Consider the following 20,117-nt stretch of genomic DNA (forward strand, 5'->3'; position numbering starts at 1 on the left):
ATTTTGCGTGCACGCACATGCCCGGCCGTTGCGCGACGAACTTTCGTCCACCGTCTCAGACGAAACTTGCCTGCATGATGCGGTTGCGCCCGCGCGCTTTCGCATCGTAGAGCGCCTCGTCGGCCGCGCGAATGAGCGCGCTTACGTCGTCGTCGCGTTCCGGCCGCCAGCTCGCGAGACCGATGCTCGCCGTGACGCGGCCGAACTCGCTGCCCGCGTGCTCGATCGACAGATCGCTGATGGCCGCGCGAATCTTCTCGGCGATTTTCGCGGCGCCGTCGGCGGGCGTGTCGGGCAATACGACGACGAACTCCTCGCCGCCGTAGCGCGCGGCGGTATCGACGGGCCGCCGTATGTTGTCGCCGATGCAGCGTGCGACGGCCGCGAGCGCGTCGTCGCCGGCCTGATGGCCGTAGGCATCGTTGAAGGCCTTGAAGCGGTCGATATCGACGAACAGCAGCGAAAAGAGACTGCGCGTGCGGCGCGCCCTGCGCCATTCCTGATCGAGAATCTCGCCCAGCGTGCGGCGATTGTGCAGCCCGGTGAGTCCATCGGTGCGCGCGAGCAACTGTAGCTCCGACTCCGCGCGCATGCGCCGCCTGAATTGCGCGGCGAGCACGAACGACAACGCGATGAATCCGATAGCGAGCACGCTCATCGACGAGCCGATGATGATCGCGCGCCGCCGCCATGCCGCGTAGATGTCCTCTTCTCCTTCGGCCACCATGATGATGAGCGGCAGATTCGGTAAGTTGCGGAAGTAGTAGAGGCGGCGCCTCCCGTCGATCGACGATGTTTCGCTGAAGCTGCCCTGCTCCGCCGCCCGAAATTTCTTGAAGGTATCGGCCTGGCTGATGTCGCGGCCGATCACGCGCGGATCGAACGGCTGACGCATGATCATCAGGCCGTCGTGATTGACGAGCGACACCGCGCCGTGCGGCCCGAGCGAAAGCCCCGCGAAAAGATTGCGGAAGTATTCGAGGTTGATGGCGAGCATCGCGACGCCCGCGAAGGACCCATCGGGACGCGAGAGTCTGCGGCTCAACGCGATGCTGGGCGCGCCGCCGCGCAATCGCGACGCATACGGGCCGCTGATGTAAAGCCCGGCGTCTGGCCGGTCGCGTTGGACCGTGAAATAGCCGCGATCCGCGAAATCGCCCGGCCGGGGCACGAGGCTGCCCGAATCGATGATGATCTTGCCGTTCTCGTCGAGCACGAGGATCGACCCGAGATCGCGCGCTGTGGCCGCCCGGTCGAAAAGCACGTCGTTGCGCAGGCGGGGCGGAAGGCTCATTACGTCGTCGCGTTCGACGCCTTCGACGACCGCTTGCAGCGACAGTTCGTAGAGTTCGAAATTGCGCTCGATGTCGCGCTCGGCGAGCAACGCGAGATTGCGGGACGTGTCGCGCGCGCGATCGAGCGCATCGACCCGGCCCTGATACAGGACCAGCGCGCAAAGCGCCACCATGAGAAGCGCGATGAGCGTGCCGCACAGCACGATGACGTTCGGCGTCGAGCTTCGCGCGCGTGCCGGGGCGGGTGCGTTGAGACGCGGGTTGTAGATATTTTCGGTTGCCACTGTCTGGAGGTCCGGGAACCTGGCTCGCGAGTTTATCTGTTGCTCTGCATGGTCCTTGGGTTGCGAGCTAGGGCGTCATTGTCTCCTATTTGTATGATCCCGGCTTGAAGTAGTGAAGCTTCAGCGAAGCGCCCCCCGCCCCAGCGCGATATACCGCGCGAGATGATGATCCTCATCGCCCAATTGATGATCGATCATCACGAGCCGCTTCGCGTAATGAGCAAGCGGCAGCTCCCACGTCATGCCGATGCCGCCATGCATCTGAATGGACTCTTCCGCGACGAGCGTGCCGATGCGCCCGACCGAATGCTTCGCCGCCGACAACGCTCGCTCGCGCGCAACACCCGATGCGCCGACCGCCGCCGCCGCATTGATCGCAGCGGAACGCGCCTGCTCGATCTCGAGCAGCACATCGGCCATGCGATGCTGCAACGCCTGAAACGCGCCGATCGGCACGCCGAACTGCTTACGCGTGCGCAAATATTCGAGCGTGTGCTCCTTCGCGACATCCATCGCGCCGACCGCTTCCGACACGAGCGCGACGAGACCATATCCGATCGCATGCGTGAGCGTCGCGTAGGCATCGCCTTCATTGCCGACGAGCGCATTGGCATCGAGCGTCACATTTTCGAGCGATACTTCCGCCACGCGTCCGCCATCGATCTTGCGATAGCCGCGCATCTTCACGCCCTGCACATCGCGCGGCACGATAAAGAGCGAAATGCCCGCTTCGTCGTACTCGTTGCCCGACGTGCGCGCCGACACGAGCAGCACGTCCGCATGTTCGCCCTGCTGCACGACGCCCTTCGCGCCGTTGAGCATCCATCCATCGCCATGCCGGGTCGCGCGCGTGTTCACGCGTGCAAGCTCGTAGTGCGAGCCGGGTTCGTCATGCGCGAATGCTGCGATCGCCGTCCCGTCGATCATGCTCGCAACGATCTCGCGCTGCCGCTCATCGCCCGCGAAAACAAGTGCGCGCCCGACGATCAACGTATCGAGAAACGGTTCGACGACGAGCCCGCGACCGAGCGCTTCGAACACGACGGACACATCGAACCCGTCGCCACCGAAGCCGCCGATCGATTCATCGAAGAACGCGCCGACGATGCCAAGCTCGCAAAACCGTCGCCACATATCGCGGCTGAAGCCCTCTTGCGAACGCGCGATCCTGTCGCGCACATCGAAGCCATATTGCTCGGCGATGAAGCGGTTCAGCGAATCCGCGAGCATCCGCCGGTCTTCCGTGTGCTGGAAATTCATCGTGCGCGTCCTTTAAAGACCGAGGATCATCTTCGAGATGATGTTCTTCTGTATTTCGTTTGAGCCGCCGAAGATCGACAGCTTGCGATTGTTGAAGTACTCCGACGCCGCATCCAATGTTTCGGCATCCTTGTCATCTTCGAATGCTTCGTCTATCAACGGCTGCGCGTACGGACCCATCGCGCGACGCATCAGCGAAGAGATTTCCTGGCGAATCTCCGTGCCGCGAATCTTCAGCATCGAGCTTTCCGCGCCTGGCGCGCCGCCGCCCGCGACCGCCGCGATCACGCGCAGGTTCGTCGTCTTCATGTTCTCCAGATCGATCTCGACACGCGCGAGACGCGCGGCGAACAAAGGATCGTCGATGAGCGCGCGGCCGTTGCATTGCACCTTGCCCGCAACAGCCTTCAGCCGGCTCAGCGCGGCCACTGAAAAGCCCACGCCCGCGATGTTCGTGCGCTCGTAGGTCAGCAGATACTTCGCATACGTCCAGCCCTTGTTCTCCTCTCCGACGAGATTCGCAACGGGCACGCGCACGTCCGTGAAGAACACTTCGTTGACTTCGTGCTCGCCGTCGAGCGTGATGATCGGACGCACGTCGACGCCCGGCGTATTCATGTCGATGAGCAGAAAGCTGATGCCTTCCTGCTTGCGCGCATCCTGCGACGTCCGTACGAGACAGAAGATCATGTTCGCGAAGTGCGCGAGCGTGGTCCACGTCTTTTGTCCGTTGACGATGTAATACTCGCTGCCGTTCTCCATCGTGCGAACGGCTGTCGTACGCACCGATGCGAGATCGGAACCCGCGCCCGGCTCCGAATAGCCCTGACACCACCAGTCCGAGCCATCGAGAATACGCGGCAGCCAGTGACGCTTCTGCGCCTCGCTCCCGTATTTGATGAGCACCGGCCCGAGCATGTTCACACCGAAAGGCACGATGCGCGGCGCGCCCGCAATCGCACATTCGTTCTCGAAGATGAACTTCTGCACCGCGGTCCAGCCCGGGCCGCCATACTCCTTCGGCCAGTGATTCGCGAGCCAGCCCTTCGCGTTGAGCGTGGCGTGCCATTGCGCCATGTCGTCGCGCGTCAGGCGCTCGCCCGTGCGCGCCTTCTGCGCAACATGCTCTGGCAGCGATGTGCGCAGAAACGCTAGGACTTCGGCGCGAAAGGCTTCTTCGTCTGCGTTGAATGTCAGGTCCATGACTGCGATTCCATGAGTGATTGAAAGGCCACGCGTCAGGCCGTCTGATTCAGGCTCGCGAAATTCCTCCCGCGCGCCACGAGATCGACGATCAACGGCGACGCGCGCCAGAAGAGCGGATCTTCCTGCGCGAATGCGCGGATATCTGCGAGCACGTTGTCGAGACCCACGGTATCGGCATAATGCATCGGGCCACCGCGATAGCGCGGGAAACCGAAGCCGTGCATCAACGTGGCATCGACATCGAGCGGACGTTGCGCAATGCCTTCGTGCACGATATTCGCGCCCTCGTTGATCATCGCGGCCAGGTAGCGGCGCACGATCTGCTCATCGGTGAATGGTCGCGGCTTGACGCCCGCACGCTCGCGCTCGGCATCGATGATCGACTCGACTTCCGCATCCGGCGTGCCCGTGCGCGCACCGTCTTCGTAACGATAGAAACCGCGTCCCGTTTTCTGGCCGAACCAGCCGCGCTCGCACAGTTCATCGCCGATACGCACGTAACGCGCGTTCGGATCGCGCGTCGCGGCGCGGCGCTTTCTCGCGGCCCAGCCGATATCGCCGCCAGCCAGATCGATGACCTGATACGGTCCCATCGGAAAGCCGAAGTCGCGCACGGCCCGATCGATCTGATACGGCGACGCGCCGTCTTCCATCAGATGATCCGCCGCCGCGCGATACACCGCGAGCATGCGATTGCCGATGAATCCATCGCACACGCCCGCACGCACCGCCACCTTCTTCAGCTTCTTCGCGAGTTCGAAACCGGTCGCAACGACATCGGCGCTCACGCGCGCGGGCACGACCACTTCGAGCAGCTTCATGATGTTCGCGGGCGAAAAGAAGTGCAGCCCGAGCACGTCCTGCGGACGCGAGATGCTCGCCGCGATCTCGTCGATGTCGAGATACGACGTGTTCGTCGCGAGCACCGCGCCCGGCTTGCACACGCGATCGAGTTGCGCGAACACGGCCTTCTTCGCGGCCATGTCCTCGAACACGGCTTCGATGACGAGATCGGCATCGGCGAGCGCGTCGTATTTCGTGTCGCCATGAAAGCGTTGCAGCGCGCGTGTTTTCGATTCGTGCGTCAGGCGGCCCTTCGCGATCAGCGCGTCGTACACCTTCTCGACATGCGCGCTTCCGCGTTCGAGCGAGGCTTCGTCGCGCTCGATCATCGTCACCGCGAGACCCGCGTCGAGCAGCGCGACGGCGATGCCCGCACCCATCGTGCCGCCGCCGATCACACCGATGCGATCGAGCGCGCGCGGCTGTGCGTCGCGCGTTTCGGGCGACTTCTGCGTTTCGCGTTCGACGAAGAACGCATGCACGAGACCCGCGCGTTGCGGGCTCTCGCGGCATTCGAGGAATTGCTCGCGTTCGAAGCGCAAGCCTTCGTCGAAGGGCAGATTCAACGCCGCTTCCACGCAATCGACGATCTTCAGCGGCGACAGCAATCCGCGCGACTTCTTCTGCGTCTCGGCGCGCGCGGCGGCGATCGCTGCCACGCTCGCTTCCTTGTCCGCGAGTCCGCGCGCGTTCTTCGTGCGGCGCGGCGCGGCCTTCGTCGCGATGAGTTCGTGCGCGAAAGCCAGGCCTTCGGCGAACACGTCGTCGCTCTGGCCGACGCGGTCGACGAGACCCAGACGCAGCGCTTCCTCCGCGCCGATGTGACGGCCACTCAACATCATCGACAACGCGGCCTGTGCGCCGATCAGACGCGCCGAGCGCTGCGTGCCGCCCGCGCCCGGCAAGAGTCCCAGTTGCACTTCGGGCAGGCCGAGCTTCGCGCCGGCGACCGCGATCCGGTAATGCGACGCCAGCGCGACTTCGAGTCCGCCGCCAAGCGCCGCGCCGTGTATCGCCGCGACGACGGGCTTCGCGCAACGCTCGATGCGGTTGCACACCTCCGGCAACGACGGCGGCACGGCGGGCTTGCCGAACTCGCGAATGTCCGCGCCCGCGATGAAGTTCCGGCCCGCGCCGACGATCAGCACCGCGCGCACGGAGGCATCTGCATCGGCGGCTTCGATTGCATCGATGAGACCGCGCCGCACGGCAGCGTTGAGTGCGTTGACGGGCGCATGATCGATCGTCACGACAATAACGCTGCCGCGCAATTCGTGTTGAACGGCGGATGCGGTTTCGGGCGCGCTCGAAAGCGTCATGGATGAAGTCTCCTGAGTCGATGTTCCTGTTTTACGTGGAAGCATTCTCGCGGGGACAGGCATCCTTGACAATCACAGGCTCGATTGACAGACTGTCAAATCTCTTTTGACAATCGAACCATACCGTGGACGTCAACGAACTGACGCTGCTGGTCGAAATCCTCGATGCGGGCAATCTGAGCGAAGCGGCGCGCCGCCTCAAGATGACGCGCGCGAATGTCAGCTATCACCTGAATCAGCTCGAAAAGTCCGTCGGCCTGCAGCTCGTGCGGCGAACCACGCGACGCGTCGAGCCGACCGAGCTCGGCCTCAAGCTCTATGAGCACGGCCGTTCGATCCGCAACGCGCTTTTCGCGGCGCAGGAATCGGTATCGACGCTCGGGCAAGGATTGCAGGGGCGCGTGAGGTTATCGGTGCCGAGCGGTTATGGACAGCTCGTGATGTCGGAATGGCTGATCGCGTTCAAGCGCGAGTACCCGGATATCGTGCTCGACGTGATGTTCGAAAACCGCGTCGAAGACCTGCTGCGCGACGAAGTCGATATCGCCGTGCGCGTGATGCCCGAGCCGCCGCCGAGTCTCGTTGCGCGCGACATGGGGCCGGTGCGGTACGTCGCGTGTGCATCGTCCGCGTATGCCGAAACGCACGGCATGCCCACGCGGCTGGGGCAACTGGGCGTCGTGCCGGTGATCACCGCGACGGTCGTCGGCAAGCAGACGCGCGTCGCCGCCTATCTCGACGATGAACGTCACGAAGTGCTCCTCGAACCGAGCCTCATCTCCGAGAACTTCCTGTTTTTGCGCGATGCGATCCTCGCGGGTCTCGGCGTCGGCATCGTGCCGGATTACGTCGTGTCGGAAGACATGCGGCGCGGCGCGATCGTCACCGCGCTCGACGAATGGCGGCTCAGCATCTTCGGCACGCACATGTACATGCTCTACATGCCGAACCGGCATCACACGCGCGCGACGCTGGCGTTCATCGAGTTCATGCTCGACCGCGCGCGAATGGCGGGGCGCGGGCGTCATTGAAGCATCTGCGTCACGCCTTGCGGACGCGCTCCGCAAAGCCTATCGCCACCGACATCAACGCAATGCCCGTCATCTGCGCGCCGCTCAAACGCTGATCGAAAACCAGCCAGTCGATGACGATGGCCACCGCCGGGTAGACGAACTGAAGCACGGCGACGCGCGCGGTGTCGAGCCGCGCCATGCCGATATACATCAGTGTGTACGCGAAGCCCGTGTGAATCAGCCCGAGGCCCGCGAGCCACGCCCACGACATGCCCCATGCGGGCCACCCGTGCTGCATCGGCCAGATCCATAACAACAGCGTGCCGATGGCGCACTGCCACCACGCGAGCACGCCCGCAGGCAGATTGCGCAGCCGTCGCGCGTTGATCGTCACGCCCGCCATGCACAGCGAACCGGCCAGACATGCGGCCACGCCCGTCCAGTACGCGGGCTGCAAAGAGCCGTCCGACGCGTGTCCGGCGATGCCCGTCGCGAGCACGAGTCCGCACATCGCGACTGCCATGGCCATGACGCGCTGCCCGCCGATCGTCTCTTTGAGCCACAACGATGCGAATAGCAGCACCCACATCGGCTGCACATGAAACAGAACGATGGCGACGCCCGCCGATATGCGCTCGACCGCGCTGAAGAAGAGCGCCCAGCTCGACACCATCAGCAGGCTCGCCGCGAGCACCCAAAGAACGTTGCTGCGCGTGAGGCGCAGAAAGCGGGTCTGTCCGCGCGAGATGAGCCACGCGCTCATGCCCAGAAGCCCGAAAGCGCAGCGAAACCATGTCGCGGTCAGCGGATCGGCATTCGCTTCGTGCAGGAAAACACCGATCGTGCCGAGCAGCGCGCAGCCGACGATAAAGGGCAACGCGCCTGCCGCAGATCGTGCTTCACTGCGCGCGGTTGTACGGGAAGAGGATGACGCGTTCGTGTTCATGCCCCAAGTGTGTGCCGCGATCGATAGAACGAAAAGCGCATAATTCGAAGATCATCCATTCGATTTTCGAAATCGCCGATCAGACCCATGAAACAACACGACTTGCAGATGGACTGGCTCAAGTGCTTCGTCGCCGTCGTCGATGCGGGTTCGCTGTCGAGCGCGGCGGGCGAAGTGCATCGTTCGCAATCGGCGGTGAGCATGCAATTGAAGAAGCTCGAAAGCGCGCTCGGATTGCGGCTCATCGAACGCGGCTCGCGCGCGCTCGAACTGACTCACGACGGGCAAACGCTGCTCGGCTATGCACGGCGCATTCTCGATCTGCATGCCGAGGCGCAGGTCGCGCTTCAGGGCGAGCAACTCACCGGCCGCGTGCGCCTCGGCGTGCCCGACGACTACGCGGCCAAATATCTGACACCCGTGCTGAAGCGCTTTGCGCCGCGGCACAGCGGCGTCGAGATCGAGTTGATCTGCGAGCAATCGACATCGCTGATTCCGCGCATCGCGAATAGCGAGCTTGATATCGCACTCGTATCGCGCGATCACGGCCGGCGCGGCACGCTGCTGTTCCATGAGCCGATGGTCTGGGTCGGCGCGGCGCAATTCGAATTATGGAGACGCGATCCGTTGCCGATCGCCGTCTATGAAAGCGCGAGCCTCGCGCGGCGCAGCGCGATTCATTCGCTCGCGCAGCAAGGCCGCCGCTACAAGGTGGTCTACAACAGTTCGAGTCTGGCCGGGCAGATTGCCGCCGTCGAAAGCGGTCTCGCGGTCGCGGTGCTGACGCAATGCAGCGCGCCGGACCATCTCCGCATTCTGGGCAACGATGAAGGCCTGGGTCCGCTCGAACCGATGGAAGTCGCTGTCTATCGCAGTCGCGATTCGCGCGGCTCCAAAGCGGTGGACGGCCTGTATAGCCTCCTCGTGAAGACGCTCAGGCAATCGGCGTCAGTCTGATCGACGACGATATGAAGCAATGCCCTCGATCTCGACGAGCAAATCGGCGCGGCAGATATCGGCCTTGACATAGCGGATGTTCGCATCCGCATGAAACGCGGTCTGCGCGAGTTTCATCACGCGCGGCAAGTCCGCCGCATGACGGTAATACACCTTGATCTGATCGAGGTCGCGCAGCGTATAGCCGCCGCTCACGTCCTGCGCTTCGAGATTCTCGATCCCGATCAGATGCGCGATATTGCCGATCGCGACATGCCATTGCTTGTCGAGATCGCCTTCGTGCACGGTCTCGTGTCCGAGAATGCTCGCGGTGCCCGAGACGTACAACGTATCGTCCAACAAGGTGCCGCGCGCGAAGCTCGGCGACTTCGGACCGTATCGCTGCGGATATTCATACGCGGGCGTCTGTCGCGAGTTCTCGATATGCCGCGGCGAATTTGCGCGGCACGCCAGAAAATAGAAGCCGACGCCATCGCCCGACGTGCCGATGCCGGTCGCCGCCGGCATACCCGATGCGCCCGTGTAATCCTGCTCGAACGCGATGGCGCGTCCACGGCAGAAATCGCGATACACCTCGAGCCCTTCCCGATTCGCCCCGTTGATGTGCGGGATGAAATTCCACATGCGGAAAATCTTCGGGAAGTCCCGCTCGCCGACGAGCGCGAACGCATCGCCATAGGCTTGTCGCGTGGCTTCGGTATAGCGGCCGGACGACGCGATGAAGCCCGCGCAAAAGAGAAACTCGTCGTCGTGCGCGAAGACGAGATCATTGAAGCGTCCGCTGTGGATCGGCCCGTTGCCTGTCCAGATTTCGGCGAAGCCGTCGTGAGAGTCGTCGCACATCGCGAGGCGCAGCGTCGGCACACCGCTTTCGATGCACGGCCCGCCGCTCGCCGCACCGAAGACGATGCGCGCGAGCACATCGTCTTCGCATGTCGCGTCATGCGCGATGAAGCGCGATCGGGGCGTCGCCATCATCGATCATTCATCGGCCTGATCGCCGAAGAGGTCCGCGGTCGAGACGCGATCCTGCTGCAACGGCGGCAACGCACCGCTCCTCACTTGTTCGAGCACGTCCGGCGGCAACCAGGTTTCTTCCATTGCGCCGATGCCGTTCTCGATCATCTGCTGGAGGAAGAACGATTGCTTGCGCCCCGTCACTTCCGCCAGAAGTCGCAGCCGTTGTTCGAATTGTGGATCGACCCGCACTGCGACCACCTTTAGCTTGTTTTCGGCGGTCCTTCTCACTGCATGCTCCTGTTACGTTCGTTGCGCGCCGCGAGCGGGCGCGCGCATGCGGTGCTTATACCACAGCCTGATTGCGCGACGACCGATGCGCACTCATGCATGGCGATGACAGACCTGCGTGCTACCATCGAAACGAGCGTTTCGGCGCTCGCGCACGCCTTGCAACGCGCCATGAACGAATCTGAAGAACACTCCGCTTCAGGCACCGCAGAGACCCTGCCCTCTCTGCCACCGCTCGACTTTCGCGCGGCGCGCAGACGGCTCTTCGCTGCACTCGTTGCGTCGATCGTCATTCCCTTCGCATTTTTCTGCCTGTACGGTTACTACACTTACGGACGCACATTCGCCGAAACCGGCGAGTCGCTCGAACGGCTCGTGCGTATCGTCGACGAAAAGGCCAACACCGTTTTCAGCATCAACCGCGAACTGATCTCGCGCATCGACGAGATGCTCGGCAGCGGCGACGCGGATTTCATCGCGCGCAGCCAGTCGGAGCTGCACGACAAGCTCGCGCGTCTCGCGGCGGCTCATGAACAGATCGCGGCGCTCTCCGTGCTCGACAGTCGCGGCAGGCTCGTGCTCAGCAGCCGCTTTTTTCCCGCGCCCGATGTGTCCGTCAGCGATCGTGCGGATTTCATCGCGACGCGCGATACGCATTCGAGCTTTCATGTTTCCATGCCCGAGCGCGGGCGCGTGAAGAACACGGACATCGTCAACACGCTGAGCGCACGCTATGCGAAAGACGGCCGCTTTCTCGGCGAAATCGCGATTGCCGTGCGGCGCGATTATCTGTTCGATTTCTATCGCGAACTCATTGTGAGCGATCCCGCGCTCACGCTCGCGCTACATCGCGACGACGGCGCCGTGCTCGCGCGTTTTCCGCCGGCGTCCGCGCCCAATGCGCCCGATCGCCATTCGGTGCTGGCGAGCGCATTCGCGCAAGGCAAGCCCACGGGTCTGATGCGTTACATATCGCCGCTCGACAACGATGAAAAGCTCGCGGCGTGGCGGCGTGTCGGCGACTATCCCGTCTACGCGGCGGCGGGCTTTTCGATTCATGACGTGCGCCTCGCATGGTGGCGGCGCGATGTATCGATCGCGTCGATCGCACTGATTCCGTGCATCGCGCTGTGGGTGCTGATCGGCTTCTCGCTGCGACGCCTCAAAGCGGAAGAAGCGGCATGGCACAACTGGCGCGGCGAACTTGCGCTGCGCCGCTCGGCCGTCGCGGCCACGCGGCGGCTTCAACGCATGGGCGCGCTCGGCAATCTCGTCGCGAGCGTCGCGCACGACTTCAATAACCTGCTGATGGTCGTCACGTCGAACATGGAACTGGCACGGCGCAAGGGCTTCAACGGCCTCGAAAAGGAAGTCGCGGCGGTGGAGCGCGCATCGAAGAATGCGCAATCGCTCGCACGCCGCCTGTTGAGCGTCGCGCGACGTCAGCCGCTTCAGATGCAGGTCATCCGCCTCGATCGCTGGATGATGGACTCCGAGCCGCTCGTGCGCGCGTCGGTGGGCGACAAGGTCACGTTCGGCTCGCGCGTGCCGCCATCGACGTGGACCGTGCGCGTCGATGCGACGGAGCTGACCTCGGCGCTCATCAACATCGCCGTGAATGCGAAGGACGCGATGCCTCACGGCGGCGACTTTCGCATCGAGTGCAACAACGTGCGTTATACGTCGACGCATGAAGGTCTCGGCGCCGGCGAATACGTCGTGATCTCGTGCAAGGACAGCGGCGTCGGCATGCGCACCGACGTCGCAAAACAAGCGTTCGAACCGCTTTTCACCACCAAGGGCGCGGGCGCCGGGACTGGGCTCGGACTCGCGCAAGTGCTCGCGATGTCCGAGCAGGCGGGCGGCACGGCGCGCGTGAATTCTGCATGGGGCTTCGGCACGACAGTCGACATCTATCTGCCGCACTGGACCGGCGAAGTCGATGCGCCTGCGGATGCGCCGCCTGTGGAGATCGTCGATCGCGAAGCGCCATCGTCCACCGTGCTGATCGTCGAAGACAACGAGGAAGTCGCGGCGGGCCTGTGCGCCGTGATCGACGTGCTCGGCTGGCAAGCGCGCCACGCATCGTCAGGCGATGCCGCGAGACAGATGCTCGAAGCCGGCGATGAATTCGATCTCGTGCTATCCGACATCCAGATGCCCGGTAGCTACGACGGCATCAAGCTCGCGGAATGGATCAAGTCGACGCGCCCGAATCAGCCGGTCACGCTGATGACGGGTTACGCCGATCAGCTCGACGAGGCGCGCCGCACCGGCTTCACCATACTCGCGAAGCCTTTCAATATCGACGAGTTGCAACGGCTGCTGGCCGGCCTGTCGATGCGCGCCGCGCGGTGAGCCTCGTTCGTGCGCTTCAGTGCAGCGGCGATTCTCCGGGCAACTGAAACGCATCCACGGTATAGCCCATGTTGAAATATCCCGCGCGCGCGTAGACGGAAATGTGCTCGAGCTGCTCGGCGCGCGTGGTTTCGCTCGCGGCGTGAGCGTCGTTGGCCGAACGCTCACGCGCACGCTGCGAAGGGCCCGAAAGCGCCTGCCAGTAGTGAGTCAGGAAGTGCGGCATGGCTCGCCTCCTCGATGCATGAACAGCTCGAATCTAAGCCTTCAAAAAGACTTGGACAAACAAGCTTTTCTGCAATGCATTGCAGGCCGCACCGCTTTGGCGCATCAGGCTGCGTCGACGCCTTCCCGCACGGTGCCCGTGGCCTGCGACTGCTCCAGATGGCGCAGCAGCAACGTCACCATCGCGACGACGGTGAACGCGAGAATCACGAAGAACGCCGCGAGGGGCGCGAGAATCTGCACCGACACGAAGCCCGCGAGACCCATCATCACCGACGACACGAGCAAGAGCGAGCAGCCGAGAATCGCCGCGGTAAGGCCCGCGATATGCGGAAAGAGCGAATTGCCCTTTGCCATCAGCGTCGGGTACATCGCGCCGGCGCAGAAGCCCATCACGAGCACCGGCGCGGACAACGTCCATACGGTGAGGCCGACCGTCAGCGAGAGCAGCAGCATGACGACCGATGCGCCCGCCATCACGCGCGCGCCGATGCGCAGCCGTTGCTCCGCGCTCGGCAGACGCGCGCCATGCACGCGGTTCGACAGCCCGCCGAGGAAATACATCATGCCGATGGCGAGCGCGAGATAGCCGAAGTACGTCGGCGGCTTGTGCAGCGTGTTCTGCACCATGAAGGGGCCGACGATGTTGAATACGAGCAGGATGCTGTAGCACAGCCCTTGCGCGAGAAAACAGCTCTGGAAAACGCGGCTCGACAACACCTTGCCCGCATTCGTGAACAGCGTGCGCGGCGCGAGATGCACCGGCTTCTGCAAGGTCTCGCGATAGCGCCATATGAGCGTCCACATCACGATCGAATAGATGAGCAGAAAGACGAGGCACGACTTCCAGCCGAACCATTCCTGCAAGTGCGCGCCGATCACGGGCGCGACGATCGGCGCGAGCCCCCACGCGATCGACATATAGGTGAACGCGTGCAGCAGCGCCAGGCCCTTGAACGAATCGGTGATGATCGCCTTCGCGAGCAGGTTGGTCGCCGCGATGCCGAAGCCTTGCAGGCACCGCGCGAGCAGGAAGGTTTCGAGGTTCGTCGCCGCGAGCGACAGTAAGCAGCCGAGCGTGAAGACGACGAGCCCGAACGCCAGCACTTTTTTGCGCCCGTACGCATCGGCGATGGGGCCGAAGACCAGTTGACCGATCGCATACGCCGCCATGTAGCCGGAGACGCTCGACTGGATCGCCTGGGGCGACGTGGCGAAGTAACGCGCCATCGCGGGCAACGCGGGCACGTAGATATCGATGGCGAGCTGCCCCGCCGACGCGAACAGGCAAACCAGAAACAGCAGGAATTGCGGGGAATTCTTCGAAGGATGAGCGTGGTTCATGACAACGACGAATGAGCGAAGGCCGGCGGCCTCTGCGGGCGAATCCGGATGGGGATTCATCGTATTGTGCCTGTCATCGCGCGAATCGGCTCAAAGCCCTCGTCGCGCGTACGTCAACCTGCGCGTTTCCCGCGCGATCGATCACGTCTTGCCATGCAGAATGGGATGCGACTGGCCCGGTATCGGGCGGCCACGGCTGTCCGTCGGCACGAGCTGCGTCTGGAACGCGACGAACAGCGCCTGAAACTTGCCGTCCACTTCGATCATGACCGCGCCGTCCTGAAACACGCCGTTCTCGTTCGAGTGGTCCTTGACATGCGTGCCCTTGCCCGGCTTCGGGTTGCCCTGATTCATATGCGTCTCGTGCAGGCCGTCCTTCCCCGGCTCGAACAGGAAGCCAAAGCCATAGACGGTCACGTCTTTCGTCGGCTTCCATCCGAGGCGATCGTCGCTATAGCTCGGCGTTTCATAGACGTAATCGACGCCGTTCGCCGACATGTCCAGTTGCAGCATCTCGTTGAGAAGCGCATTGATATCGTTCTTCTCGTCCTTGGTGTCGAGCGGGATCGGGCGCATCGCGTCGAGATCGACGAGTCGCGAATCGTGCACGTAATCGAGCTTCGGGAAGTTCGCTGTCGACACACCCGCCGACAGCTTGTCGAGATCGGCCGTCATCGGATGATCGAAGTATCGATTCCAGACATACAGCACGAGATAACCCGCTGGCCCCGTCAGCGAGCTATCGGATTTCACGTTGGTGACGATGTCGAATGGCTTGCCGTTCGCGTCCTCGCTGACGATCACGTAATGCGGATCGCCCTTATAGCCCTGAAGAAAGGGGACGCCTAGCTTGACCGTGCCCTTGAAGACAACGTATTCGTTGCGCGCCATGATGACAACATCCTTTCGGCCAATATGCGATCACGACGATATCAACGAATCGCTTTTCTCGCAGCTTTGAAGCGATGTTTCTGCTCCGCCTTCAGCGCACGTAACGCGTGCTTTTCGCTGGCATCGTCGGCGAATTCGCCTCGTGAATTCGAAAGCAAATCGCGGCTCGCAACGACATCGTTCAACGCGCCGAAGCGCTTTTGAAGCCGCTTGAGGCTCTTCACCTCGGCGCGCAGTTTCGCCGGGATATCCGGCTCGAAAAACTCGATCAGATAACGCACCTTCTTTCCCGCCTTGCGCACTTCGTGATACGCAGCATAGTCTGACTGTTTCGCGCGCAACGCCCGCTTGATGCGCTTCTTCAGCTGACTGCGCGCCGCGCCGATGCGCTTCTTCGCGAACCGTTCGACCGGCACGCGTTGCGGTCCCGTGTTGAGCTGATGATTCGCTTCCTTCAATCCGCTCAGCAGCACATGCTTCATGTCCGCGTTGGCGAGATTTTCGATGCTCGTCGCGAGCACGTTAGCCCGATGCGCCTTCACCGTTTCGTCGAATCCTTCGACATCGAGTTCATGCAGCAATTCGATCAGAATGTCCCAGTCCCGCGCGCTGCCCGCCGATGTCGCGAGATACCTGAACAGCGCGCGCTGACGCGTATCGAATTCTTCGTCCAGCAAAGGCCGGTATGCCCAGAACAAAGTGCGCAGCCTGCGCAACGCAACACGCAGCTTGTGAAGCACTTCCGGGTCCGTGTTTCCGTCGAGCGTGGCAGCGTGCTGCATCGCCTCGTCGATCAGCGGCGACGCGAGATCGCCGAATCTGGCTTCGGCCGTGATGCGCGTTCGATCGTCCATGATCGCTCCCTGTTACCGAATGACCCGGTTACGCAACATGCATACCCGCTGCGCGGGGCGAGCGGAACATGTCTTGCTTCATGCGCAATACGGAAAATGCCGCTGTCATCGGATGCTCCACAATGAAAAAACGGTTGGGTACACTGGGTCCGTTGACAGGACATAGCTTATAGATAACGGAGTCGGTTTGAGGAAGCGAGCCACCGTCATTTGTCGGAAGGGCAACCGGATACTTCTGGTGGCGCGACGTCGCACCAAGTGGGCGCTGCCCGGCGGCATGCTCAAGCGAGGCGAGCATCTTTCGGACGCCGCGCTTCGCGAACTCAAGGAAGAAACGCGTCTCGCGGGCAAGTCGGCGAAATTCCTGTTTCAGCATCGTGGAAGGCAGAAGCATCATCACGTCTTCTTCTGCGATGTGCCGAAGAACGCAAAGCCGCGCGCGAGCAATGAAATCTCTCGCTGCCGCTGGGTTCATATGTCGGAAATTTCACGACTCGCGACCAGCGAGCCGACGAGACACATTGTGAAGGCGCTCGGCGGCAAACGCTGACACCGTTTGGCCCGACATCCTCTTGTCATAATCGGACTCTCGCATGGTCGTTCGGCAAACGTCACGCGCTTTGTCCTTTCGCATCGCCATAATCGACGCGCACCGCAGGCACGAACCACGCGAGACAGAGGCCGACGAACGCCGCCATCGCGGCGACCACGAGCCCGACGTGAATCGACGCGACGAGCGCAATGCGCGCCGAGTGCATCATCGTCATCGCATCGGCCGCTTGGCCCGCCGCGACGAGGCGTTCGATCAGCGCAGACTGTTCCGCACGGTCGATCAGCAGGTCCGGGCTCGCGAACGATTTGAGCCACTGCGTCGCCTGATACGAATCGAGCGGACGATGCACGTTTTGCGCATAGAGATGCCCGAGCAGCGCGCCGGTGATCGCGGTGCCCAGCATGCCGCCGAAAATGCGCAGCGATTGCAGCAACGCCGTGACCGCGCCGATCTGCTCGCGCGCGACGATCTGTTGCGAGCAGATGGTGAGATTCGTCGCGACGAGCCCGAGACCGAGTCCGCTCGCGCCCATGCACGCCATCCAGACGGCATGCGGTTCGTGACCATCGAGCGAGACGAGCGCGAGACAGCCGGCCACGGAAAGCGCGAAGCCCGCATACATCAGCACGTTCGCACGCGGGATGCGCGTGACGATGCGGTTGTTGATCATGCTGCCGACGGTCGTGCCGAGCAGCAGCGGCGTGATGAGCATGCCCGAATCGTGCGGCGACATGCCATAGCCGCCCTGAAACAGCAGCGGAATGTAGAAGGCCATCGAGAAGAGCGCGAAGCCGCCGAGCACGGAGATCGCGAAAAGCGCGGCGAGCTTGCGGTCCATCAGCACGTCGACGGGCACGACGGGATAGCCCATGCGCTTTTCCCAGAAGTACAGTGTCGCGCCGAACAGGAGCGTGACGAGCGCAAGCACGATCGTCGTGCGCGAGACGCCTTCTTTCGGCAGCAGTTCGATCAGCAGTTGCAATGCGCCGAGCGTCACCGCGACGACGCACGCGCCGAGCCAGTCGAGCTGAATCCGTCCACGCGTCTTCGCATGATGCAGGTTCGGCACGAACATCAGCACGAACATTAGCGAGACGATGCCGATTGGCACGTTGACGAAAAACACGAGCCGCCAGCCGCGCATCTGCGTGAGCATGCCGCCGAGCGTCGGGCCGATCACGTTGGCGACGCCGAACGTCGACGTGACGAGCACGAGCCAGCGCAGACGCAGCTTCGGATCGGGAAAGAGATCGGCGACGGCGGCGAACACCGTGCCGAGCAGAATGCCGCCGCCGATGCCCTGCACGCCGCGCGCAATCACCAGGAACAGCATGCTGTCGGCGAATCCGCACAGCACCGACGCCAGCGTGAACAGCACGATCGCCGCGAGCAGAAACGGCTTTCGTCCGTAAAGGTCGCCGAGCCGCCCGAAGATCGGAATCGTGATGACGGACGCGAGCATGTACGACGTCGCGACCCACGCGTACAGATCGAAGCCCTTGAGTTCGGCGACGATGCGCGGCATCGCGGTCCCGACGATGGTCTGATCGAGCGCGACGAGCATCGTGACGAACGCGATGCCGAGCATCGCGAGCAGCGATTCGCGAAACGGCAGGCGTTGCCGTTCGCGATCGCCGACATCCAGGAACGAGTTCATGACATGCGCGAGCGCGCGCTCAGAAGCAGTGTGTTACTGCCCGCCTTCCTGAATCGTCAGAACATTCTTCACCGACTTCACGCCGTCCACGCCTTTCGCGATCGACGCCGCCTGGTCGATCTGCTCGCCATCGGCTGCGTGACCGGCGAGCGTGATCGCGCCGTTCTTGGCGATCACATTCATGCCGTTCGTGTCGATGCCGCCTTTTTGCAATGCCTGAGACACCTTCTTGCTGAGCGCGCGGTTGGCTTTGCGCGCCGTCGATTTGGAGCTTCCCGCGCTCGCCGAAGGCGTCGCGGACTGGGTCGATCCCGCATCGCTGGTCTGCGACCATACGTTGACGGAAAAGGCTATCGCTGATGCAACGGCGGCAAATCTGAGCGCATTGATCATCTTCATTGCGTGGCTCCGGTAGCTTGCGTGAAATGGAGGATGCAAAGGCAAGATGGATTCTAATCGGCGCTTCGCGATATCGCAGGGAATCGGGCCGTTCATTTCGCTAGCGCGCGCAATTGCGTCGGCGTAAGGCAGAAATCGGCGTTTCCCGCGAGCTTTGCGATCGTGAAGTCGATGAACGTTCGCACGCGAAGCGGCCGCTCCGTTCGATGCCGATAGTAGATGTAGATCGATTCGCGCTGCGTCATTTGACGCGTGAGCAAGGGTACGAGACGTCCTTCGCGGATATGCGCGACCGCGAAAAAAATACCGAGCGCTTTCGGCGCGCTGATGCGCAACGGCCGGGCGATGTCTTCCTGCGCGCTCTTCGCATCCGCGATGGCAGACGTGAGCATCGCAAGCGCCGGTTCGACGCTCTGCAACAGGCGCTGTGGCTTGCGGCGATATCCCCTGATCAATGACCGCACGCCGCTCATCACGCTCGCCGATGCGCAAACGCCGCCGCTGCGCCTCGCGCTCGGCACCGATACGCTAAAGCCCATCGCGGAGAAGAACGCGCATGTCGAAGCCGAAACGGACGCGTGGCGTGAGTCATCGAGTTCGACGGATTTCGCTGTTTGATCGCGTCAATTACCCTCGCACCTTGCCCGTCAGCGCGAGGCGCGTGGCGAGCGTCGAGAGCGCGTCGTAGGCATCGCGCGATACCGTGTCCCACGCGCCGATCGCCTGCGATTGCACTTCCACGACCGCGCGATCGCCGCGCGCCGCCGGACCGGTCAACGCATCCTTCGGCCCGAGCGAAACGACGTTGGTGGCGGCATTGCGCGTGAGCGTGTGCATCATGTCTTCGATGAGCGCTTGCGGAATGCCGGCCGCCTGCCACATCTCGACGGACATCGCCGCCAGTATCGGCAGAAAGTTCGATGCGACGACCGCCGCCGCGTGATAAAGCGCCTTGCTGCCCGGCTCGATATCGAAGCAGCGCGCGCCGATGGCCGCGAGAATCTCGCTCCATGCATCGCGGGCGGCGCGATCGCCTTCGAGTCCGCATGGCGTGCCTTCGAACTGGAACACGGCCGTGCCGGGCTTCGCGAAGCTCAGCATCGGATGCGCGCTCGCCACGCTCCAGCCGAGCGCGCGCAAGGGCGCGAGCGTGTCGGCGTCGAGCGCGCCGCTGCAATGCACGGCAATCGTCGGCGCATCATGCTTGCGATGCGCCGCAAGCGCTTGCGCTACGTCCGCGATGCGTGCATCGGGCACCGAGAGCAGCCAGATATCGGCGGGATGCATCGCGGCGATGTCGTCGAGCGCGCGGCCCGCGCCGATGAAATCGACCGCTTCATGCGCATGCGCGAGATCGCTGTCGCATACATCGCCGATATCGAGCACGCGGTTCGCGACGATCAGATTGCCGAGCGTCGCGCCGACCCGCCCCGCGCCGATGATGTTGAGAGTCGCCATGATGATG

General features: G+C 63.0%; 18 protein-coding genes and 2 pseudogenes. 5 read left to right on the top strand and 15 right to left on the bottom strand.

Annotated features, from left to right (window positions below):
- Positions 1-55 precede the first annotated feature (55 nt).
- The 4 genes from NCS02_RS27090 to NCS02_RS27105 all read right to left on the bottom strand — a co-directional run bounded on the left by NCS02_RS27090 (position 56) and on the right by NCS02_RS27105 (position 6,207).
- Positions 56-1,579, bottom strand: coding sequence for a sensor domain-containing diguanylate cyclase (locus NCS02_RS27090; RefSeq protein WP_250520129.1), 1,524 nt, complete (start codon positions 1,577-1,579; stop codon positions 56-58).
- 120 nt (positions 1,580-1,699) lie between these two features.
- Positions 1,700-2,839, bottom strand: a complete 1,140-nt coding sequence (locus tag NCS02_RS27095) for an acyl-CoA dehydrogenase family protein (protein WP_250520130.1) — start codon at positions 2,837-2,839, stop codon at positions 1,700-1,702.
- Positions 2,840-2,851: 12 nt separating this feature from the next.
- A complete protein-coding gene (locus NCS02_RS27100) occupies positions 2,852-4,042 on the bottom strand; it encodes an acyl-CoA dehydrogenase family protein (RefSeq protein WP_250458269.1) in 1,191 nt (396 codons plus the stop codon).
- Between the two features lie 35 nt (positions 4,043-4,077).
- Complete coding sequence (locus NCS02_RS27105; protein ID WP_250520131.1) at positions 4,078-6,207, bottom strand: 3-hydroxyacyl-CoA dehydrogenase NAD-binding domain-containing protein; 2,130 nt, start codon at positions 6,205-6,207, stop codon at positions 4,078-4,080.
- A 125-nt stretch (positions 6,208-6,332) separates the two neighbouring features.
- Between NCS02_RS27105 and NCS02_RS27110 the strand changes: the two genes are divergently transcribed.
- A complete protein-coding gene (locus NCS02_RS27110; protein WP_250520132.1) occupies positions 6,333-7,238 on the top strand; it encodes a LysR family transcriptional regulator in 906 nt (301 codons plus the stop codon).
- A 10-nt stretch (positions 7,239-7,248) separates the two neighbouring features.
- Here NCS02_RS27110 and NCS02_RS27115 read toward each other — a convergent pair whose 3' ends face one another.
- Complete coding sequence (locus NCS02_RS27115; RefSeq protein ID WP_250520133.1) at positions 7,249-8,097, bottom strand: DMT family transporter; 849 nt, start codon at positions 8,095-8,097, stop codon at positions 7,249-7,251.
- Between the two features lie 156 nt (positions 8,098-8,253).
- On the opposite strand from NCS02_RS27115, the gene NCS02_RS27120 reads away from it, so the two are divergent.
- A complete protein-coding gene (locus NCS02_RS27120; protein ID WP_008347029.1) occupies positions 8,254-9,123 on the top strand; it encodes a LysR family transcriptional regulator in 870 nt (289 codons plus the stop codon).
- Here the strand turns inward: NCS02_RS27120 and NCS02_RS27125 are convergent.
- Both NCS02_RS27125 and NCS02_RS27130 read right to left on the bottom strand, forming a co-directional pair.
- Complete coding sequence (locus NCS02_RS27125; RefSeq protein WP_250520134.1) at positions 9,115-10,101, bottom strand: FkbO/Hyg5 family chorismatase; 987 nt, start codon at positions 10,099-10,101, stop codon at positions 9,115-9,117. The two genes, NCS02_RS27120 and NCS02_RS27125, sit on opposite strands and share 9 nt — an antisense overlap.
- A 3-nt stretch (positions 10,102-10,104) precedes the next feature.
- Positions 10,105-10,371, bottom strand: coding sequence for a YlcI/YnfO family protein (locus NCS02_RS27130; protein ID WP_033536447.1), 267 nt, complete (start codon positions 10,369-10,371; stop codon positions 10,105-10,107).
- A 171-nt stretch (positions 10,372-10,542) separates the two neighbouring features.
- Between NCS02_RS27130 and NCS02_RS27135 the strand changes: the two genes are divergently transcribed.
- The gene (locus tag NCS02_RS27135) at positions 10,543-12,729 is read left to right on the top strand and encodes a hybrid sensor histidine kinase/response regulator family protein (RefSeq protein ID WP_250520135.1); all 2,187 of its coding nucleotides are present in this window, start codon (positions 10,543-10,545) and stop codon (positions 12,727-12,729) included.
- 16 nt (positions 12,730-12,745) lie between these two features.
- On the opposite strand, the gene NCS02_RS27140 is transcribed toward NCS02_RS27135, so the two are convergent.
- The 4 genes from NCS02_RS27140 to NCS02_RS27155 form a co-directional block, all read right to left on the bottom strand.
- The gene (locus tag NCS02_RS27140; RefSeq protein WP_008347038.1) at positions 12,746-12,955 is read right to left on the bottom strand and encodes a hypothetical protein; all 210 of its coding nucleotides are present in this window, start codon (positions 12,953-12,955) and stop codon (positions 12,746-12,748) included.
- A gap of 104 nt (positions 12,956-13,059) precedes the next feature.
- A complete protein-coding gene (locus tag NCS02_RS27145) occupies positions 13,060-14,298 on the bottom strand; it encodes a multidrug effflux MFS transporter (protein WP_250520136.1) in 1,239 nt (412 codons plus the stop codon).
- A 141-nt stretch (positions 14,299-14,439) separates the two neighbouring features.
- The gene (locus NCS02_RS27150; RefSeq protein ID WP_034470221.1) at positions 14,440-15,189 is read right to left on the bottom strand and encodes a DUF2278 family protein; all 750 of its coding nucleotides are present in this window, start codon (positions 15,187-15,189) and stop codon (positions 14,440-14,442) included.
- A 41-nt stretch (positions 15,190-15,230) separates the two neighbouring features.
- A complete protein-coding gene (locus NCS02_RS27155; RefSeq protein ID WP_008347044.1) occupies positions 15,231-16,043 on the bottom strand; it encodes a CHAD domain-containing protein in 813 nt (270 codons plus the stop codon).
- A gap of 187 nt (positions 16,044-16,230) precedes the next feature.
- Here NCS02_RS27155 and NCS02_RS27160 point away from each other — a divergent pair, with 187 nt between their 5' ends.
- Positions 16,231-16,593 carry an NUDIX hydrolase gene (locus NCS02_RS27160; protein ID WP_175981399.1) on the top strand — a complete coding sequence of 121 codons (363 nt, stop codon included), beginning with the start codon at positions 16,231-16,233 and terminating at the stop codon, positions 16,591-16,593.
- Between the two features lie 61 nt (positions 16,594-16,654).
- Here NCS02_RS27160 and NCS02_RS27165 read toward each other — a convergent pair whose 3' ends face one another.
- The 3 genes and pseudogenes from NCS02_RS27165 to NCS02_RS27175 all read right to left on the bottom strand — a co-directional run.
- A complete protein-coding gene (locus tag NCS02_RS27165) occupies positions 16,655-18,253 on the bottom strand; it encodes an MFS transporter (RefSeq protein ID WP_250520137.1) in 1,599 nt (532 codons plus the stop codon).
- A 33-nt stretch (positions 18,254-18,286) separates the two neighbouring features.
- Positions 18,287-18,652: a BON domain-containing protein gene (locus tag NCS02_RS27170; RefSeq protein ID WP_250437445.1), complete on the bottom strand. Its 366-nt coding sequence runs from the start codon at positions 18,650-18,652 to the stop codon at positions 18,287-18,289.
- Positions 18,653-18,744: 92 nt separating this feature from the next.
- Positions 18,745-18,963: pseudogene (locus tag NCS02_RS27175) on the bottom strand (LysR family transcriptional regulator); the annotation flags it as partial.
- A gap of 151 nt (positions 18,964-19,114) precedes the next feature.
- Here NCS02_RS27175 and NCS02_RS27180 point away from each other — a divergent pair.
- A pseudogene (locus NCS02_RS27180) lies at positions 19,115-19,270 on the top strand (short-chain dehydrogenase/reductase); the annotation flags it as partial.
- Between the two features lie 9 nt (positions 19,271-19,279).
- Here the strand turns inward: NCS02_RS27180 and NCS02_RS27185 are convergent.
- A complete protein-coding gene (locus tag NCS02_RS27185) occupies positions 19,280-20,110 on the bottom strand; it encodes a Rossmann-like and DUF2520 domain-containing protein (protein ID WP_008347056.1) in 831 nt (276 codons plus the stop codon).
- Positions 20,111-20,117 lie beyond the last annotated feature (7 nt).

It is taken from the genome of Caballeronia sp. NCF2 (assembly GCF_023631205.1).
GTDB lineage: Bacteria > Pseudomonadota > Gammaproteobacteria > Burkholderiales > Burkholderiaceae > Caballeronia > Caballeronia zhejiangensis.

Coding starts and splice junctions, on each gene's coding strand:
- NCS02_RS27150 (WP_034470221.1), bottom strand. CDS start 15,189: ATGGCGCGCAACGAATACGTTGTCTTCAAGGGCACGGTCAAGCTAGGC.
- NCS02_RS27135 (WP_250520135.1), top strand. CDS start 10,543: ATGAACGAATCTGAAGAACACTCCGCTTCAGGCACCGCAGAGACCCTG.
- NCS02_RS27120 (WP_008347029.1), top strand. CDS start 8,254: ATGAAACAACACGACTTGCAGATGGACTGGCTCAAGTGCTTCGTCGCC.
- NCS02_RS27170 (WP_250437445.1), bottom strand. CDS start 18,652: ATGAAGATGATCAATGCGCTCAGATTTGCCGCCGTTGCATCAGCGATA.
- NCS02_RS27145 (WP_250520136.1), bottom strand. CDS start 14,298: ATGAACCACGCTCATCCTTCGAAGAATTCCCCGCAATTCCTGCTGTTT.
- NCS02_RS27140 (WP_008347038.1), bottom strand. CDS start 12,955: ATGCCGCACTTCCTGACTCACTACTGGCAGGCGCTTTCGGGCCCTTCG.
- NCS02_RS27095 (WP_250520130.1), bottom strand. CDS start 2,839: ATGAATTTCCAGCACACGGAAGACCGGCGGATGCTCGCGGATTCGCTG.
- NCS02_RS27165 (WP_250520137.1), bottom strand. CDS start 18,253: ATGAACTCGTTCCTGGATGTCGGCGATCGCGAACGGCAACGCCTGCCG.
- NCS02_RS27155 (WP_008347044.1), bottom strand. CDS start 16,043: ATGGACGATCGAACGCGCATCACGGCCGAAGCCAGATTCGGCGATCTC.
- NCS02_RS27105 (WP_250520131.1), bottom strand. CDS start 6,207: ATGACGCTTTCGAGCGCGCCCGAAACCGCATCCGCCGTTCAACACGAA.
- NCS02_RS27125 (WP_250520134.1), bottom strand. CDS start 10,101: ATGATGGCGACGCCCCGATCGCGCTTCATCGCGCATGACGCGACATGC.
- NCS02_RS27185 (WP_008347056.1), bottom strand. CDS start 20,110: ATGGCGACTCTCAACATCATCGGCGCGGGGCGGGTCGGCGCGACGCTC.
- NCS02_RS27100 (WP_250458269.1), bottom strand. CDS start 4,042: ATGGACCTGACATTCAACGCAGACGAAGAAGCCTTTCGCGCCGAAGTC.